Genomic DNA, 16,367 nt, shown 5'->3' on the forward strand with positions numbered 1-16,367 from the left:
AATAAGCTTATTCTGCTCTCTCTCCCGCCTATGGCATGATTTACCTTTTAACCGGTAGCCAAGCCGTTTTAAACTAGCATCAATGATGACATTTTCACGTTCACTTTCGAACGCGCAGTACGGAGCAACTTCGCCATGAAATTACCGATTTATCTCGATTATTCGGCCACTACGCCGGTCGATCCACGCGTAGCCGAAAAGATGATGCAGTGTTTAACGCTGGACGGTACTTTTGGCAACCCGGCTTCCCGTTCCCACCGTTTTGGCTGGCAGGCCGAAGAGGCGGTGGATGTTGCCCGCAACAATATTGCCGAGCTAATCAATGCCGATCCGCGCGAAGTGATTTTTACCTCGGGCGCGACCGAGTCGGATAATCTGGCAATTAAAGGTGCGGCGCTGGCCAATCAACAAAAAGGCCGCCATATCGTCACCAGCACCACCGAACATAAAGCCGTGCTCGATACCTGCGAGCAACTGGCCCGTGAAGGTTTTACCATCACCTACCTTAATCCGCAGGCCAATGGTTTGCTCGATCTGCAACAGTTGCGTGATGCCCTGCGTGACGACACCGTGCTGGTGTCGGTCATGCATGTGAATAATGAAATTGGCGTGATCCAGGATATTGCAGCAATAGGTACGATTTGCCGTGAGCGTGGTATTCTTTTTCATGTCGATGCCACGCAAAGCGTTGGCAAGATCCCGGTTGATCTCAGCCAGTTGCCGGTGGATTTAATGTCATTCTCCGCCCATAAGATTTATGGACCGAAAGGCATAGGCGCGCTTTATGTTCGCCGCCAGCCACGGGTGCGCATTGAGGCGCAGATCCACGGTGGGGGCCACGAGCGCGGTATGCGTTCCGGTACGCTGCCGGTGCATCAGATTGTCGGTATGGGGGAAGCCTATCGTATCGCCAGGCTGGAAATGGCCGATGAAGCTCCCCGGTTGGCACAACTGCGCGACCGTTTGTGGCAGGGGATTGCGCAAATCAAGGATGTGTTCCTCAACGGCTGTGAAACCCGGCGTGCGCCTAATATCCTCAATGTCAGCTTTGCTGATGTTGACGGTGAGTCGCTAATCATGACGCTAAAGGATCTGGCGGTATCTTCAGGATCGGCCTGTACCTCTGCCAGCCTGGAGCCTTCTTATGTACTGAAGGCGCTGGGACTCAACGATGAGCTGGCGCACAGCTCCATCCGTTTTTCACTGGGGCGTTTTACCACCGAAGAAGAGATCGACTACAGTATTTCGCTTATCGCTAAATCTATAAGCCGCCTGCGCGAACTTTCTCACGCTAATCATTGAAGATTTACCCGCTAAATTTCGGGCAGTGCCCTACGGCAACTTGCAAGATAAAGGGTATAAGAATAATCAGGAGTATTGTTATGACCAACAAAACGATTACTAGCGATGTAATGCCCGTTCTATTGTCTTCACAACCTGCGGATGCCCGTTGGGGTGAAAAAGCGCTGTTGAGCACTGACTCTGCTGGCATGACCATCCATTTTTCTGCGGAAGATACCTTATCTTCTATTGCTCGTGCGGCGCGCCGTATTGATGGCCAGGGTGTAAAAAAAGTCAAACTGGCCGGTGATGGCTGGGATTTGGAAAATAGCTGGGCGTTCTGGCAAGGTTTTCGCGGCCCGAAAGGCAGCCGCAGCGTGGAATGGGCCGAGCTGTCAGCCGACGACGAGAAAACCCTGCAACAGCGTTTGACGATTATTGACTGGGTGCGTGACACCATCAATAAACCGGCAGAAGATCTTAGCCCGGAAAAACTGGCTCGTAGCGCGGTAGATCTGCTGTGTGAATATAAAGACTCCGTTAGCTACCGCATTATCAAAGGCGAAGAGCTGCGCGAGAAAGAGTACAACGGCCTCTACAGCGTTGGTCGTGGTTCCGATCGTCCACCGGTTCTGCTGTCGCTGGATTACAACCCTACCGGCAATGCCGATGCACCGGTGTTTGCCTGCCTGGTCGGTAAAGGTATCACCTTTGATACCGGCGGCTATAGCCTGAAACCGAGTGCCTCCATGGATTCCATGAAAGCCGATATGGGCGGCGCCGCGACGCTGACCGGTGCGCTGGCCCTGGCCGCGGCCGGTGGCTTAAATAAACGCGTTAAATTGTATCTGTGCTGCGCCGACAATATGGTCAGCGGCAACGCACTGAAGCTCGGTGATATTATTCGCTATCGCAACGGGAAAACCGTTGAAGTGATGAACACCGATGCCGAAGGGCGTCTGGTGCTGGCCGATGGCCTGATCGATGCCGCAGAGCAGAACCCTGAGCTGCTGATCGATGCCGCGACGCTGACCGGCGCGGCTAAAACCGCCTTGGGCAATGACTATCATGCGCTGTTTAGCTTTGATGATGCTCTGGCTGCCGAATTGCTGGCCAGCGCCGAGCTGGAGCACGAACCTTTCTGGCGCTTGCCGCTGGCGGAGTTCCACCGTGGTCATCTGCCGTCCAATTTTGCTGAATTGAATAATATTGCCGCGCCAGCCAATACCGCCGGTGCCAGCAGCGCGGCGGCTTTCCTGTCGCATTTTGTCAAAGGCTATAAGAAAGGCTGGTTACATATCGACTGTTCTGCCACCTATCGTAAAAGTGCCGCCGATCAGTGGTCTGCCGGTGCCACCGGGCTGGGGGTGCGTACCATCGCCAACCTGTTGTTGACCAAAGCCAAGTAAAACCCTTGCCGCCTAAGCTTAGCCATGGCGGCAGTGTCAGGTAATATCATCAATCGGGGCGCTGGCAAGCGCCCCGTTTTTAACTGGATCCAGGGTCCAGTCGATATGCTCAGTGAGGGAGAAAAAGATGAGCGTTCCGCACGACATTCCTGCGGCTGCACAGCCGGATGAAAATGAGCTTGAGCGTCTGCTGAGGTTGTCTGTTACTCAGGCGGCTTATCGCCCGGCTTTTTATCAGGCGTTACTGGAGGCAACGGTATGGGTGTTAGGTGATGCCGGACAGCCAACCATCGATAGTCCCGTTGAGATCGCCCACGGCAGTGAACTGAATTTATTGCACTGGGAAAAACAGGACGGCAGCTCGATCATCCCTTTTTTCTCGTCTGTGGCGGTGCTGGAACGCGCAGCGGCCGGGGAAAGCGAGGACGAGCAGGGTTTTGTGGCGCTACCGGCGCGGATCCTATTTGAAATGACCCAGGGCGAGGAGTTGTTCCTTAACCCCAAATCCGAATACGGCAAAGAGTTTTATCCCAGCGAAATTACCCTGCTGCTCAATACCGGCGGTCTCAGTGCGCCCACCGAGCTGGTGCTGGATGCTGAAAGCCAGTTATTGATTGGTCAGCCCGAAGTTTACCCTTCGGCGATGGTCGATGCCCTCACCACGCTATTTAGCCAGAAAAAGCCGGTTCGCCGGGCATTTCTGGCACTGATCCACGATAAGAATCTCGATCCGCAGCCTAATTTGCTGGTGGGGATCGAAGCCGATGGCAGCGAGGCGGAAGTGGATGCCCTGATCCGTGAAGCGGGCAATGTGGCCAGCGAAAGTCTGCCAGACGACAGCCCGGTGGATTTTTGCATTATCAATGAGAAAGAAAGGGGCCTGAGTCACTATCTGGTCAGCCATACTCAGCCTTTTTATCAGCGCAAATGGGGCAGTTGGCTGCGCAATATTATCCCTTCTTCCGGCAAAGCCTGAGTCGGCGGCAGGCCCGCGCGTGGCCTGCCTTTACGGTTACTACTATGGGTGTTCTCTATTTAATTAACCTCAAAGGTTATTTTTAGTGGCAAAAACTAACCTTTGAGGTTATATTTTTGGCAGTAAAACAGCTTGTCAGAGGGATCATGGAAAAGAGAACTCCGCACACCCGCCTTCATATCGTCCAGGGACTCGTCGCTGAAGGTAAGGTAAAAGCCACGGTTTCGGCACTCAATGGTGCTGATGATTTGGGGTTGACCTTTGATGATATATGCCAGGTTATTTTGCAATTGCGGTCGACTGATTTTTTTAAAAGTATGACCACCTATCTGGATCATACTGTCTGGCAGGACGTGTACCGACCGAAACTGAAATGTGGTGACGTTTATATGAAATTAACCGTCAGCAAGGGTGTTTTGATCGTCTCATTCAAGGAGAAATAATATGAAATGTTCCGTGTGTGGCGGTGCAGAACTTGAGTCTGGTATCAAATATGTCCCTTACTCATTCCGTGGTCATAAAACAGCGATCGAAGCAGAAGGGGAACACTGTCCACAGTGTGGTGAAGTGGTTATGGATCGTCAGCAGTCTATGGCTTACCTGGCAAAGATTAAGGTATTTAAAGCCAAGGTGATGGCAGAAACCATTGCACCAGAATACATCGTGCAGGTTCGCAAAAAATTGGCCCTCACGCAGAAAGAAGCCAGTGAGATTTTTGGCGGTGGCGTTAATGCTTTTTCACGTTATGAAAATGGTAAAGCGCAGCCTCACCCTGCAATTATCAAGTTATTGCGGGTTCTGGATCATCATCCCGAGTTGCTACCAGAAGTGAGAGGCCAGATTTAATTGAACAGTAGAGAGCGCCCTGATTGTGCTCTCTCTACTGCTATAACTGTCTCGGCTTGAGGTCTGCGGTGCTTTACCAGCCGCGAAAAATCGGCCAGCAAGCCTCGATCTCGTCACTGCCGTCGCGCACCACGGCAAACTCGGCGTGCTGACTCACAGTGGCACAGGCGTGGTTGGGTAAAATCTGCACCCGACTGCCATAAGGCAGTTCAGGCAATGTTTGCTGGCTGCCCGGCCGCAGGGCGAGAATGCCGTGTTCCTGATTAACGTCAACCATCAGTAAATCCGCCAGCGGTTTTCCTGCCATATCGCAGACGATACCGTAACGCTGATCCACCGCCTGCGCCGATGTCCCGCGATCCCGCGACATCGCCATCCAGCCGGCATCCACCATAATCCAGCCTTTTTGCCGCTGATGGCCGATTACCGTCGCGACTACCGATACGGCGATATCCGTAGTCTGACAGACACCGGCACCCTCCATAACCAGATCAAACAGGGTGAAAACACCTGCGCGCACCTCGGTGACCCCGGTCAGATCCTGGCTAAAATGCGCCGTAGGCGTCGAGCCGACGCTGACTACCGGGCTGGGCAGGCCCGCTTTACGCAATGCTTCGGCGCAGGCCACGGCTGCGGCACGCTCTTTCTCCGCCATCGCCTGGTGGGCAGGAAGCGTTTTACAGTGATAGGACTCGCCAGCATGGGTAATAATACCGCGTAACTCCGCCCCCCGATGATGCAGGATATTGCCAATCTCAATCAGCAGGGGATCGCCGGGGGCAACGCCGCTGCGATGGCCGTCGCTGTCAATTTCAATCAGCGTCGGAATGGCCACACCGGTCTGGCGGGAAAATTCTGCAACCGCCTGTGCCTGCTCGACGCTATCAAGGATCACGCTAATATCGGTCCCGCTGTTAAGCAGTGCCACGACGCGCGGCAGCTTTTGTGGCGCAATGCCTACGGCATAAATCAGATCGTGGCAGCCTGCGGCGGCAAAGACTTCCGCTTCTTTTAGCGTAGAAACCGTTGCCGGGCCATTGCCATTACTGAGGATCAGCCGCGCTGCCTCTACCGATTTGACCGTCTTCAAATGCGGCCTGAGCGGCACCCCAAGACGATCGGTATGCTGGCGCAAGTGGGCGACGTTACGCTCGAGTTTGTCGCGGTTAAGCAGCAGAAAAGGCGTCGGCTGATTATGAATATTCAGGGTCTGGGGCATGTTTTTATCGCTCATAGCATTGGTCCGCCATCGCCGGAATAGGCGGCCAGCAGACGACAGTAATTATCCAGATCGACATTGCCGCCGCTGATCAGGATGCCGACGCGTTTGCCGCGCAAAGATTCGGCCTGATGGCACACCGCCGCCAGCCCCAGACAACCGGTAGGTTCCACGACCAGTTTCATTCGTGAGGCAAAAAAGGCCATGCTGGCTACCAGTTGATCATCGCTAGCGGTGAAAATATCGCTGACGTCCCGTTGAATAATCGGGAAAGTGTAGTGCCCAAGATGTGGCGTTTGTGCACCGTCGGCAATGGTCTTGGGCGTGCTGATATGCACGATGGTTCCGCTGCGTAACGATTGCTGGCCGTCATTACCCGCCTCGGGTTCAACGCCATAAATTTTGCATTCGGGAGAAAGCGCCCGTGTCGCCAGGGCACTCCCGGCCAGCAGGCCGCCACCGCCGAGCGGGGCAAACAGCGCATCCAGCGGGCCCACCTCTTCAATCAGTTCTTTCGCCGCCGTGCCTTGTCCGGCAATAACATCGGGATGATCGTAGGCCGGGATCAGCGCATAACCATGTTTCTCGGCCAACTGCTGGCAAATGCTTTCGCGGTCTTCGGTATAGCGGTCATATTCGACAATAGTGCCGCCGTAGCCGCGTGTCGCCGCCCGCTTGGCGGCGGGAGCATCGTAAGGCATCACAATAGTTGCCGGGATCCCCAGTATTGAGGCCGAGAGGGCAATCCCCTGAGCATGGTTACCGGAAGAAAAAGTCACCACGCCTCTTTTGCGCTGTGTGGCATCCAGTTTTGACAGGGCGTTAAATGCGCCACGAAACTTAAAGGCTCCCATCCGCTGCAGATTTTCACATTTAAAGAAAATCTCGGCACCCAGCGCCTGGTTGAGCAGGATAGATTGCATCACCGGCGTCGGGTGAGCAAAACCGGCAATGCGCTGTGCTGCTGCCAACACATCGTCAAAAGTTGGAAGTATGATCATTTTTCCCTCTGTGATTGCAGTGAAAAAGCGTGGCCCGCTTGCCATTAATGTCATGGCAGCGTAAGAGCAGACTTGGCATCGTTATACAGCGTGGCCCGCGAGACGCCTAAATGTCGGGCGATTGTGTCGATGGCTTTACGTACTTCAAGGTAACCGGCCTGTTTTAATTCTGCCAGCAGTTCGCGACGCTCCCGGGCTTTGAGTCCCTGCGGCGTTTTGCCACGGCTGGCGGCAAACTTGTCAATATAGTCATGGAGCGTTTCGCCATTGGCCGGATCCAGCGTCTCTTTGATTGCGCTGCTGCCGGTCTGGCAAAACTGCGTCAGCATATTTTGCAGCGTGCCAAACATATTGAGATCGACGTTCAGGCACAGGGCGGCGACATAGCGGCCTTGCTCATCCTTGATGCCAATCGAGGTGCTTTTTGCCCGACGTCCATCGGCAAAGCGATTGTCATAGTTGGCGATAATCTGCGGATAAACCGGATCGGCAATGCGTGCCAGACCCAACTCGGTGGCCGGCGATCCCACCTGGCGACCTGACAGATTATTGTGGATCGACAAGATGGCGTGTTGGGGATCGAGCAAATCATGCACCACCACTTCGCAAAAGGGCGCAAAGGTTTCGCCGATGCCTTTGGCTATCTGCTCAAGTTGGCTTAACAGAGCCTGGTTGGGTTGGGGAAGGTCGCGCTGAGTTTTCATATTTGACAATTTATCTATATTTTTACATTTGGTCAAATTTTGTTGCTTGAGTCTTGGCAACCGGCAGACAGAAAACGCTTATGCGGGTTTTTTTCATGGCTAACAGATTGAAAAGCGCGGATCGAACCGCATCTTTTAGAGTAGCCAGCGTTAGTGGGCTACTACTTGGCGCACTGAATCTGACGGCAGAATGATGCAAATCTTTATAAAAAATGAATGCTTTGTGCAGTAACGTGAATCAACTGCACAATTTTTTAACTAAATGTTGTGATTAGTGTAGGCAAGCGTTACTTCGCACCCTATAATCTGCGCCATTTTCCGGCAGCGTTAACATTTAATCTTCAACATTAATTTAACCGGCCCCACTTATAAGTCAGACAGAGGTTTTTATGGCTATCGAACGTACTTTTTCTATTATCAAACCTAACGCCGTTGCTAATAACGATATCGGTGCTATCTATGCGCGTTTTGAACGTGCCGGCTTCAAAATCATTGCCAGCAAGATGATCAAACTGAGCAAAGAACAAGCCGAAGGCTTCTACGCTGAACACCAGGGCCGTCCGTTCTTTGACGGTCTGGTTGAATTTATGACCTCTGGCCCGATCGTGGTTCAGGTGCTGGAAGGCGAAAATGCCGTGCAGCGCAACCGTGACATCATGGGCGCCACCAACCCGGCCAACGCTCTGGCTGGTACCCTGCGTGCCGATTATGCCGACAGCTTTACCGCTAACGCCGTTCACGGTTCTGACGCAGTAGAATCTGCACAGCGCGAAATCGCCTACTTCTTCAACGACAGCGAAATCTGCCCGCGTTAAGACGTCTGGTATCCGGTCGTTTTCGGCACTACTGATCCGTTGAACGAATAAATTTGCGTTAACGGTGTTCCAGTCGTAGCCACCTAGCCTTAAAATTTGTACAATGTTGCGCCCCGAATGAGTGAAGCTCGTCGGGGCGCATTTTTACATTCGGCGTGGCATTTTTGCATGTCGGATCGCGCAGTAATATTATGTGTGCAGCATTGGTGGGTTTTTACCAACCCGCACTTCCTTTCGAGCCATAAAGTGTAACAACGAGGCCAACCTAAATTATGTCCGTTATGAATACCTTTGAATTAACTCCTCCCGAGCTGAGCTCATCTGAAATCGACTCCCTGAACGTTGTTCGTGCAGAGACGGTTGTTAATGCCGTTGCGCCAGTCAGCGCCAAAATTAATCTTCTGGATTTGAACCGCAAACAAATGCGTGAGTTTTTCATCAAAATGGGTGAAAAACCTTTCCGTGCGGATCAGGTTATGAAGTGGATGTACCATTACTGTAGCGATGATTTCGAGGAAATGACCGATATCAACAAAACGCTACGTAACAAGCTGGCAAGCGTGGCAGAAATCCGTGCGCCGGAAGTGGCCGTTGAACAGCGTTCCAGCGATGGCACCATCAAATGGGCTATCCAGGTGGGTGACCAGCAGGTTGAAACCGTGTATATCCCGGATGGTGACCGCGCCACGCTCTGTGTCTCTTCTCAGGTTGGTTGTGCGCTGGAGTGCAAATTCTGCTCTACCGCTCAGCAGGGCTTTAACCGTAATCTGCGGGTGTCGGAAATTATCGGCCAGGTATGGCGTGCGGCCAAAATCCTCGGCGCAGCCAAAGTGACCGGTCAGCGTCCTATCACCAACGTGGTGATGATGGGGATGGGGGAGCCGTTGCTCAACCTGAACAATGTGGTCCCGGCCATGGAAATTATGCTTGATGACTTTGGCTTTGGTTTGTCCAAGCGTCGCGTGACCTTGTCGACTTCAGGCGTGGTACCGGCACTGGATAAACTCGGCGATATGATTGACGTGGCCCTGGCGATCTCTTTGCATGCGCCTAATGACCAGATCCGTGACGAGATCGTGCCGATTAACCGTAAGTACAATATCGATATGTTCCTCGCTTCGGTAAACCGCTACCTGGCCAAGTCCAATGCCAACCAGGGGCGCGTAACCGTTGAATATGTCATGCTGGATCATATCAACGACGGCACGGAACATGCCCACGAACTGGCCGAGCGTCTGAAAGACACGCCGTGCAAAATCAACCTGATCCCATGGAACCCGTTCCCGGCAGCACCTTACGGGCGCAGTTCCAACAGCCGCATTGACCGTTTTTCCAAGGTGTTGATGGAATACGGCTTTACGGTGATTGTACGTAAAACCCGTGGTGATGATATTGATGCCGCCTGTGGTCAACTGGCGGGTGAGGTGATTGACCGCACCAAGCGTACACTGAAGAAAAAAATGGCCGGCGAGCCTATTATGATCAAAACGGTTTGATCTTTAGCTAATTATTTAATCAACCCAATAGATTCCAGGATGCGGCAAGCGACAGGGGCCAGACAGGCACCTGTCGTTACTGGCGAGGGCAGGCAGGTGATGCCCCTCGCCGTCGCAGCTTTCAGTACGATGGGGATAAAGGGAATTAAGCATGGCGATGATGCAGCAGTGGAAAGGTCTCTTTGCAGCCAGTCTGACGCTTTGCCTGTTGGCAGGGTGTTCAAGCTCCAGGCCGCCGCCGGTCGAGACGACCTCCGGTATGCCGCAAACCCGGCTCCAGCGGGGGATGGACTATTTATCGCAGGGAAACATGCCAGCGGCGAAAGACAATCTGCAACAGGCAGTTGATGCTGCCCCGGAAGATTATCGTACCCAGCTGGGAATGGCGTTGTACGCGCAAAAAAACGGCAATAACGATGCTGCGCAAAGCCGCTACCAGCAAGCGTTAAAGCTTGCTCCGCAAAATGGGACTGTCCTGAATAATTACGGTGCGTTTTTGTGTAGTTTAGGGCAGTATGTACCGTCTCAACAGCAGTTTAGCGCCGCTGCCAACTTACCTGATTCAGGTCAGGTTGCTGACAGTCTGGAAAATGCGGGCTACTGTTTTCTGAAGGCCAATCAGAATGATGAGGCAAAAGTGTTGTTAAGTCGGGCTTTGAAACACGATCCCGATAAAGGTGCACCGTTGCTGACTGAGGCCAACAGGCAGTTTAAAGAAGGGAAACGCGCCGAGGCGCAACTATTACTGGATGTTTATCAACATGTTCTGCCAGCCAGTGCTGACAGTCTTATGTTGCAAATTCGTTTCGCGGCGTTAGCCGGCAATCCAGAAGGCGTCCAACGTTATGGAAAGCAGCTTGCGCGGAATTTTCCACAATCCCAACAGTACCAGCAGTTCTTAGCTAATGAATACTGAAGCCTCTCAAGAAAAAAGTACCACAGTGACGGCGGGCGAACGCCTGCGTCAAGCTCGCGAACAGTTGGGACTCAGTCATCAGGCTGTTGCAGAACGCCTATGTCTGAAAGTTTCCACCATTCGCCAAATTGAAGAAGGAAGCACCCCGGCCGATTTGGCCCCGACTTTCTTACGCGGTTATATCCGTTCTTACGCGAAACTGGTTCATGTTCCTGAAGAGGAACTGGTATCACTGATTGGCAAACAAGCGCCGATCAAAGTGCCGAAAGTTGCTTCCATGCGGGGTGTTTCACTAGGCAAGTCACGCAAAAAACGCGATGGCTGGCTGATGGGCTTTACCTGGCTGGTGGTGTTGGTGGTTCTCGGTCTGACCGGTGCATGGTGGTGGCAAAACCATCAGGCGCAGCAGGAAGAGATTGCCAATATGGCAGATCAATCGACTGCGCAACTGAATCAGGATAAAACACAGGGACAGTCTGTTACTTTAAGTAATGGTGATGCCGCACCGCAAAACCAGGCTGCTGCTGCCGATCAGGCGAATAATGCTTCGTCCGCTCCGGCGCAAAACAGCGTGCCGCTGAATACCACACCAGAGGCGACGGAAAATTCCGGCGCTACGCAGAATCAGGCACCTGCTGCGGTTTCTACTAGCCAGCCCGCTCCGGCTGAGAGTTCATCCTCCACATTGCCTACCGGCAATGCGCAAACCAACGGCGCTGCGGTTGATGCAGATGCTGTTATTATGACTTTTAAATCAGCCTGCTGGTTGCAGATTGATGATGCCTCTGGAAAAACACTGTTCAGTGGCGTCAAGAAAGGGGGAGAGACCTTGCATTTGAAAGGTACTGCGCCGTATAAGTTGAAAATCGGTGCACCAGGTGCCGTTGATATCCAGTACAAAGGTAAGCCGGTTGATCTCAGCCGTTTTGTAAAATCAAGCCGTGTTGCTCGTCTGACTTTGGCTGCTGAATAATCTGGCAGACTTATACTGAACCCGATCTTCTGGCGAGAAGAGATTGTCTGGTGATGAACGTTGCAGCAAGCGAGTTTCTCTCTCTTGCTGCAGCTTCAGATACCGTGGTAATAAACGGGTTTAAGACACTGGCAACAATGGAGAGCCTACATGCATAACCAAGCACCCATTATCCGTCGCAAATCAACCCGGATTTACGTCGGCAAGGTGCCTGTCGGTGATGGTGCACCTATTGCGGTGCAATCAATGACCAACACCCGCACCACTGATGTCGCTGCCACCGTCGCTCAGATTAAAGCGCTTGAGCGTGTTGGCGTTGATATTGTTCGTGTTTCTGTGCCAACCATGGACGCTGCTGAAGCTTTCAAGCTGATAAAACAGCAGGTTAATGTGCCTTTGGTTGCCGATATCCATTTTGACTACCGTATTGCCCTGCAGGTCGCCGAATACGGCGTTGACTGCCTGCGCATTAATCCCGGCAATATCGGTAATGAATCGCGTATCCGCTCGGTAGTCGACTGCGCCCGCGACAAAAATATTCCTATTCGTATTGGCGTGAACGGCGGCTCGCTGGAAAAAGACATCCAGGAAAAGTACGGTGAACCTACACCGGAAGCGCTGCTCGAATCGGCCATGCGTCACGTTGATATTCTCGATCGTCTCAATTTTGATCAGTTTAAAGTCAGCGTGAAAGCCTCTGATGTATTTCTTGCCGTCCAGTCATATCGACTGTTGGCCGCCCGTATTGATCAGCCGCTGCATCTGGGGATCACCGAAGCCGGTGGCCTGCGCAGTGGCTCCGTAAAATCGGCAATTGGTCTGGGCATGCTGTTGTCGGAAGGGATCGGCGATACCCTGCGTATTTCGCTGGCGGCCGATCCGATCGAAGAAGTCAAAGTAGGCTTTGATATTCTCAAGTCTTTGCGCATTCGCGCGCGCGGCATCAACTTTATCGCCTGTCCTACCTGTTCCCGTCAGGAGTTTGACGTAATAGGTACGGTGAACGCGCTGGAGCAACGGCTGGAAGATATTATTACGCCGATGGATGTCTCTATTATTGGCTGTGTGGTCAACGGACCTGGTGAAGCGCTGGTTTCCACCCTGGGTGTCACCGGCGGCCATAATAAAAGCGGCTTCTACGAAGACGGTGTGCGTCAAAGAGATCGATTTGATAACGAGCAGATGATCGATCAGCTCGAAGCGAAGATCCGTGCCAAAGCGGCAATGATGGATCAAAGTAAGCGCATTGTTATCAATCATCTCGAAAAGTAACCTGAGCTCGCGCTGCAGTGTTGGCGCGCCTGCCCTGTGGGCTGAATTGAACTGAACCCGATATAAGGTGTTGACGTATCCGCATTGAACCTCAGGATACAAAAAACCTATAATCGGGTTCATTTTTATAGAAAACGATAGAGAACTGACGTGGCAAAGACTGACGTTGTAAATAAATTGCAGGCCATTCGCGGCATGAACGATTATCTGCCTGCAGACACTGCGTTATGGCAGCGCATTGAAGGAACGCTCAAACAAGTTCTGGGTACTTACGGATACAGCGAAATTCGTATGCCGATTGTAGAGCAGACCCCGTTATTCAAACGCGCAATCGGTGAAGTCACCGACGTGGTTGAAAAAGAAATGTATTCCTTTGAAGACCGCAACGGCGAAAGCCTGACCCTGCGCCCTGAAGGAACCGCTGGCTGTGTGCGAGCCGGTATTGAACATGGTCTGCTGTACAATCAGGAGCAGCGTTTGTGGTACATCGGACCGATGTTCCGCTACGAGCGTCCGCAAAAGGGTCGTTACCGCCAATTCAATCAGCTGGGTGTCGAAGTGTTTGGTCTGCAAGGACCGGATGTCGATGCCGAACTGATCCTGATGACCGCCCGCTGGTGGCGCGCATTGGGTATTGCCGATCATGTGGCACTTGAGCTTAACTCTATCGGTTCCCTGGAAGCGCGTGCCGGTTATCGTGATGCGCTGGTGGCCTTCCTTGAGCAGCATAAAGAACAGCTCGATGAAGACTGCAAACGTCGTATGTACAGCAATCCGCTGCGCGTTCTCGATTCAAAAAATCCAGAGGTTCAGGCATTACTCAATGATGCCCCTGAGCTGGCGGACTACCTCGATGACGAATCTCGTGAACACTTTGCCGGTCTGTGTGAACTTTTAAGCCTGGCAGGTATCCCATATACGGTTAATCAGCGACTTGTACGTGGTTTGGATTATTACAACCGCACAGTATTCGAATGGGTAACCACCAGTCTCGGTGCTCAGGGTACGGTTTGTGCCGGTGGGCGTTATGATGGTCTGGTTGAACAACTGGGCGGCCGTGCTACCCCGGCGGTAGGTTTTGCCATGGGGCTTGAGCGTCTGGTTCTGCTGGTGCAGGCAGTGAATCCCGATTTTAAAGCACCGGCAACGGTAGATGCTTATGTGATCTCTTCTGGTGTCGGTACGCAGGGCGCTGCCATGCAACTGGCGGAAACTATCCGTGATGCGCTGCCGGAACTAAAAGTCATGACTAACTACGGCGGCGGCAACTTTAAAAAACAATTTGCCCGCGCCGACAAATGGGGGGCGCGTATCGCCCTGGTGTTAGGTGAGGATGAAGTCGCGGCTCAGCAGGTAGTGGTCAAAAATCTGCAAAGTGGTGAGCAAGAAACGCTGGCGCAGAGCGATTTGGCTGTGCGTCTGGCCTCGATGTTAGGTTAAGGAGAAGGACACCGTGGAAGTCTATACCACTGAAAATGAACAGGTTGATGCCGTTCGCCACTTCTTTGCCGAAAACGGTAAAGCACTGGCAATTGGTATCGTACTGGGTATTGCTGCTTTAAGTGGATGGCGTTATTGGCAATCTCATGAGAATACCGCTCTGACGGAAGCCTCTGCTTCATTCCAGCAGGCAAGCGCTGCGTTAGTCGATAACAAAGCCGACAGCGTTGCCAATTTAGAGAAGTTTGCACAGAGTAATACCAACAGCTACGGCGTTTTTGCTGCGCTGCAATTGGCCGAACATTTTGCACAAGCCAAAGATTTCGCCAATGCCGAAAAACAACTGACTCTGGCGAGCCAGCATGCAAAAGATGACAATTTATTATCGATGGTCAATTACCGCCTGGCACGTGTTCAGTTGCAGGAAAACAAGCTGGATGACGCGCTAAAAACCCTCGACAACGTCAAGGGTGACGGTTGGATGGCAATGCAGCAAGAAGTCCGCGGTGATGTCCTGTTAGCCAAGGGCGATACCAAAGGTGCCAGGGATGCCTACAGTAAAGGCCTTGACTCCAAGCCATCTCAAACGCTGCTAACCATGCTGCGTATGAAATTGAACAATTTATCCAGCTAAGGGGAACCCCGATGCAATTGCGTAAAACACTCTTGGTGGGATGGGTTTCTGTTGCCCTGCTGAGCGGCTGTTCCTGGTTTAACGGCGAAGAAGACGTAGTCAAAATGTCTCCACTGCCAAAAGTAGAAAATCATTTTACGCCAACGAAAGTGTGGAGCACTTCCGTCGGTGACGGCGTTGGCGATATTTACTCGCATCTGCACCCGGCCTGGCTGGACAACACCATTTACGCAGCCGATCGTTTTGGTGTCGTGAAGGCGCTGGATGCGGACAGTGGTAAAGAAAAATGGAAAGTTAACCTTTCTGAAAGCCAGGGTTTCTTCTCCGGTAATCTTTCAGCGCAGCTTTCTGGTGGTATTGGTGTTTCCGGTGCCCATCTGTATATCGGCAGTGAGAAAGCCATTGTTTATTCGTTAAATACTGCGGATGGCAAAGTCTTCTGGCAGACGAAAGTCGCCGGTGAGGCGATCTCCCGTCCGGTAGTCAGCGATGGCCTGGTTCTGGTCCACACCAGCAATGGTCTGCTGCAGGCGCTCAGTGAAATCGATGGTACTATCCAGTGGAGCGCCAACCTCGATATGCCAACGCTGTCACTGCGTGGTGAGTCGGCGCCAGCGGTAGCCTTTGGCGCCGCGATTGTTGGCGGTGACAATGGTCGCGTCAGTGCTGTTATGCTCAAAGAAGGGCAGATGATTTGGCAGCAACGTATCTCTCAACCGAGCGGTGCGACGGAAATCGATCGTTTGAGCGATGTTGATACCACGCCGGTGGTAGTTAACGGGGTTGTTTACTCCGTAGCCTACAACGGTAGTCTAGTGGCCATGGATCTGCGTTCTGGTCAGGTAATGTGGAAGCGCGATGTTGGCTCGGTCAATAATATTATCGTCGAAGGCGATCGTATTTATATGGTTGACCAGGATGACCGCGTGATGGCACTGAACACCCAGGGCGGCGTCAGCATTTGGCGGCAGAGTGAGTTACTTCACCGTAACCTGACTGCGCCTGTGTTGTATAATGGCTATATCGTGGTAGGTGATGCCGAAGGTTACCTGCACTGGCTGAATACCGATGATGGTCGCTTTGTCGCCCAGCAGAAAGTAGACAGTTCCGGTTTGTTGAGCGCGCCTATTGTGGCGAGCGACAAGTTGGTCGTGCAGGCGAAAGGCGGTGAGGTTTACTCCTTTACGCGCTAATTTCCGGTTATATACCCAATAGACTTCGCGTTCTAGGGTATAATCGCGTAGCCATCAAACGGCTCCTGAATTGCTCAGGGGCCGTTTCGTATTCTGATAGCAGCGAGAACGGGCTTGCCCTTTTTGTTGTAACATATTGAATTTTAATAATTTGCATTAAAGCAAATAGATGTTTAACGCCTCTGGGCCCTA

General features: G+C 52.4%; 16 protein-coding genes. 13 read left to right on the forward strand and 3 right to left on the reverse strand.

The annotated features are described in order from the left end of the window. Positions 1–135 precede the first annotated feature (135 nt). The 5 genes from GW590_RS21980 to GW590_RS22000 all read left to right on the forward strand — a co-directional run bounded on the left by GW590_RS21980 (position 136) and on the right by GW590_RS22000 (position 4,512). Positions 136–1,302, forward strand: a complete 1,167-nt coding sequence (locus GW590_RS21980) for an IscS subfamily cysteine desulfurase (protein ID WP_169405221.1) — start codon at positions 136–138, stop codon at positions 1,300–1,302. Positions 1,303–1,412: 110 nt separating this feature from the next. Next, on the forward strand, positions 1,413–2,690 hold the full coding sequence (pepB, locus tag GW590_RS21985) for an aminopeptidase PepB (RefSeq protein WP_408014955.1): 1,278 nt from the start codon (positions 1,413–1,415) through the stop codon (positions 2,688–2,690). Positions 2,691–2,817: 127 nt separating this feature from the next. Next, on the forward strand, positions 2,818–3,666 hold the full coding sequence (sseB, locus tag GW590_RS21990; protein WP_169405223.1) for an enhanced serine sensitivity protein SseB: 849 nt from the start codon (positions 2,818–2,820) through the stop codon (positions 3,664–3,666). Between the two features lie 146 nt (positions 3,667–3,812). Continuing rightward, positions 3,813–4,109: a type II toxin-antitoxin system MqsR family toxin gene (locus tag GW590_RS21995; protein ID WP_169405316.1), complete on the forward strand. Its 297-nt coding sequence runs from the start codon at positions 3,813–3,815 to the stop codon at positions 4,107–4,109. A 1-nt stretch (position 4,110) separates the two neighbouring features. Continuing rightward, positions 4,111–4,512, forward strand: coding sequence for a type II TA system antitoxin MqsA family protein (locus GW590_RS22000; RefSeq protein ID WP_169405224.1), 402 nt, complete (start codon positions 4,111–4,113; stop codon positions 4,510–4,512). A gap of 73 nt (positions 4,513–4,585) precedes the next feature. On the opposite strand, the gene GW590_RS22005 is transcribed toward GW590_RS22000, so the two are convergent. The 3 genes from GW590_RS22005 to GW590_RS22015 are packed head-to-tail and all read right to left on the reverse strand — an operon-like array spanning position 4,586 to position 7,436. Next, positions 4,586–5,746, reverse strand: a complete 1,161-nt coding sequence (locus GW590_RS22005; RefSeq protein WP_169405225.1) for a DSD1 family PLP-dependent enzyme — start codon at positions 5,744–5,746, stop codon at positions 4,586–4,588. Beyond that, positions 5,743–6,732, reverse strand: coding sequence for a threo-3-hydroxy-L-aspartate ammonia-lyase (locus tag GW590_RS22010; protein WP_169405226.1), 990 nt, complete (start codon positions 6,730–6,732; stop codon positions 5,743–5,745). The genes GW590_RS22005 and GW590_RS22010 overlap by 4 nt, the downstream gene beginning before the upstream one ends. Positions 6,733–6,782: 50 nt before the next feature. After that, the gene (locus GW590_RS22015) at positions 6,783–7,436 is read right to left on the reverse strand and encodes a helix-turn-helix transcriptional regulator (RefSeq protein WP_169405227.1); all 654 of its coding nucleotides are present in this window, start codon (positions 7,434–7,436) and stop codon (positions 6,783–6,785) included. Positions 7,437–7,825: 389 nt separating this feature from the next. Between GW590_RS22015 and ndk the strand changes: the two genes are divergently transcribed. The 8 genes from ndk to bamB all read left to right on the forward strand — a co-directional run bounded on the left by ndk (position 7,826) and on the right by bamB (position 16,175). Further along, on the forward strand, positions 7,826–8,251 hold the full coding sequence (gene ndk, locus GW590_RS22020; protein ID WP_169405228.1) for a nucleoside-diphosphate kinase: 426 nt from the start codon (positions 7,826–7,828) through the stop codon (positions 8,249–8,251). 281 nt (positions 8,252–8,532) lie between these two features. After that, positions 8,533–9,747 (forward strand): bifunctional tRNA (adenosine(37)-C2)-methyltransferase TrmG/ribosomal RNA large subunit methyltransferase RlmN, encoded by a 1,215-nt coding sequence (locus GW590_RS22025; protein ID WP_211186875.1) that lies wholly within the window; start codon positions 8,533–8,535, stop codon positions 9,745–9,747. A 160-nt stretch (positions 9,748–9,907) separates the two neighbouring features. Beyond that, on the forward strand, positions 9,908–10,663 hold the full coding sequence (gene pilW, locus GW590_RS22030) for a type IV pilus biogenesis/stability protein PilW (protein WP_408014956.1): 756 nt from the start codon (positions 9,908–9,910) through the stop codon (positions 10,661–10,663). After that, a complete protein-coding gene (rodZ, locus tag GW590_RS22035; protein WP_169405231.1) occupies positions 10,653–11,636 on the forward strand; it encodes a cytoskeleton protein RodZ in 984 nt (327 codons plus the stop codon). The genes pilW and rodZ overlap by 11 nt, the downstream gene beginning before the upstream one ends. Positions 11,637–11,786: 150 nt before the next feature. Next, entirely contained in the window at positions 11,787–12,908 is a 1,122-nt protein-coding gene (gene ispG, locus GW590_RS22040; RefSeq protein ID WP_169405232.1) for a flavodoxin-dependent (E)-4-hydroxy-3-methylbut-2-enyl-diphosphate synthase, read from the forward strand. 177 nt (positions 12,909–13,085) lie between these two features. Beyond that, entirely contained in the window at positions 13,086–14,348 is a 1,263-nt protein-coding gene (hisS, locus tag GW590_RS22045) for a histidine--tRNA ligase (protein WP_268952823.1), read from the forward strand. A 13-nt stretch (positions 14,349–14,361) separates the two neighbouring features. After that, positions 14,362–14,982: a YfgM family protein gene (locus GW590_RS22050; RefSeq protein WP_169405233.1), complete on the forward strand. Its 621-nt coding sequence runs from the start codon at positions 14,362–14,364 to the stop codon at positions 14,980–14,982. An 11-nt stretch (positions 14,983–14,993) separates the two neighbouring features. Then, positions 14,994–16,175 carry an outer membrane protein assembly factor BamB gene (gene bamB / locus GW590_RS22055; protein WP_169405234.1) on the forward strand — a complete coding sequence of 394 codons (1,182 nt, stop codon included), beginning with the start codon at positions 14,994–14,996 and terminating at the stop codon, positions 16,173–16,175. The last annotated feature ends 192 nt before the right edge of the window (positions 16,176–16,367 follow it).

Source organism: Rouxiella aceris (assembly GCF_012933545.1).
Classification (GTDB): Bacteria; Pseudomonadota; Gammaproteobacteria; order Enterobacterales; family Enterobacteriaceae; genus Rouxiella; species Rouxiella aceris.

What these genes read in the sequence shown, in the direction of transcription:
- GW590_RS21980 (WP_169405221.1), top strand. Translation starts at nt 136, where the DNA reads ATGAAATTACCGATTTATCTCGATTATTCGGCCACTACGCCGGTCGAT.
- pepB (WP_408014955.1), top strand. Translation starts at nt 1,413, where the DNA reads ATGCCCGTTCTATTGTCTTCACAACCTGCGGATGCCCGTTGGGGTGAA.
- sseB (WP_169405223.1), top strand. Translation starts at nt 2,818, where the DNA reads ATGAGCGTTCCGCACGACATTCCTGCGGCTGCACAGCCGGATGAAAAT.
- GW590_RS21995 (WP_169405316.1), top strand. Translation starts at nt 3,813, where the DNA reads ATGGAAAAGAGAACTCCGCACACCCGCCTTCATATCGTCCAGGGACTC.
- GW590_RS22000 (WP_169405224.1), top strand. Translation starts at nt 4,111, where the DNA reads ATGAAATGTTCCGTGTGTGGCGGTGCAGAACTTGAGTCTGGTATCAAA.
- GW590_RS22005 (WP_169405225.1), bottom strand. Translation starts at nt 5,746, where the DNA reads ATGAGCGATAAAAACATGCCCCAGACCCTGAATATTCATAATCAGCCG.
- GW590_RS22010 (WP_169405226.1), bottom strand. Translation starts at nt 6,732, where the DNA reads ATGATCATACTTCCAACTTTTGACGATGTGTTGGCAGCAGCACAGCGC.
- GW590_RS22015 (WP_169405227.1), bottom strand. Translation starts at nt 7,436, where the DNA reads ATGAAAACTCAGCGCGACCTTCCCCAACCCAACCAGGCTCTGTTAAGC.
- ndk (WP_169405228.1), top strand. Translation starts at nt 7,826, where the DNA reads ATGGCTATCGAACGTACTTTTTCTATTATCAAACCTAACGCCGTTGCT.
- GW590_RS22025 (WP_211186875.1), top strand. Translation starts at nt 8,533, where the DNA reads ATGAATACCTTTGAATTAACTCCTCCCGAGCTGAGCTCATCTGAAATC.
- pilW (WP_408014956.1), top strand. Translation starts at nt 9,908, where the DNA reads ATGCAGCAGTGGAAAGGTCTCTTTGCAGCCAGTCTGACGCTTTGCCTG.
- rodZ (WP_169405231.1), top strand. Translation starts at nt 10,653, where the DNA reads ATGAATACTGAAGCCTCTCAAGAAAAAAGTACCACAGTGACGGCGGGC.
- ispG (WP_169405232.1), top strand. Translation starts at nt 11,787, where the DNA reads ATGCATAACCAAGCACCCATTATCCGTCGCAAATCAACCCGGATTTAC.
- bamB (WP_169405234.1), top strand. Translation starts at nt 14,994, where the DNA reads ATGCAATTGCGTAAAACACTCTTGGTGGGATGGGTTTCTGTTGCCCTG.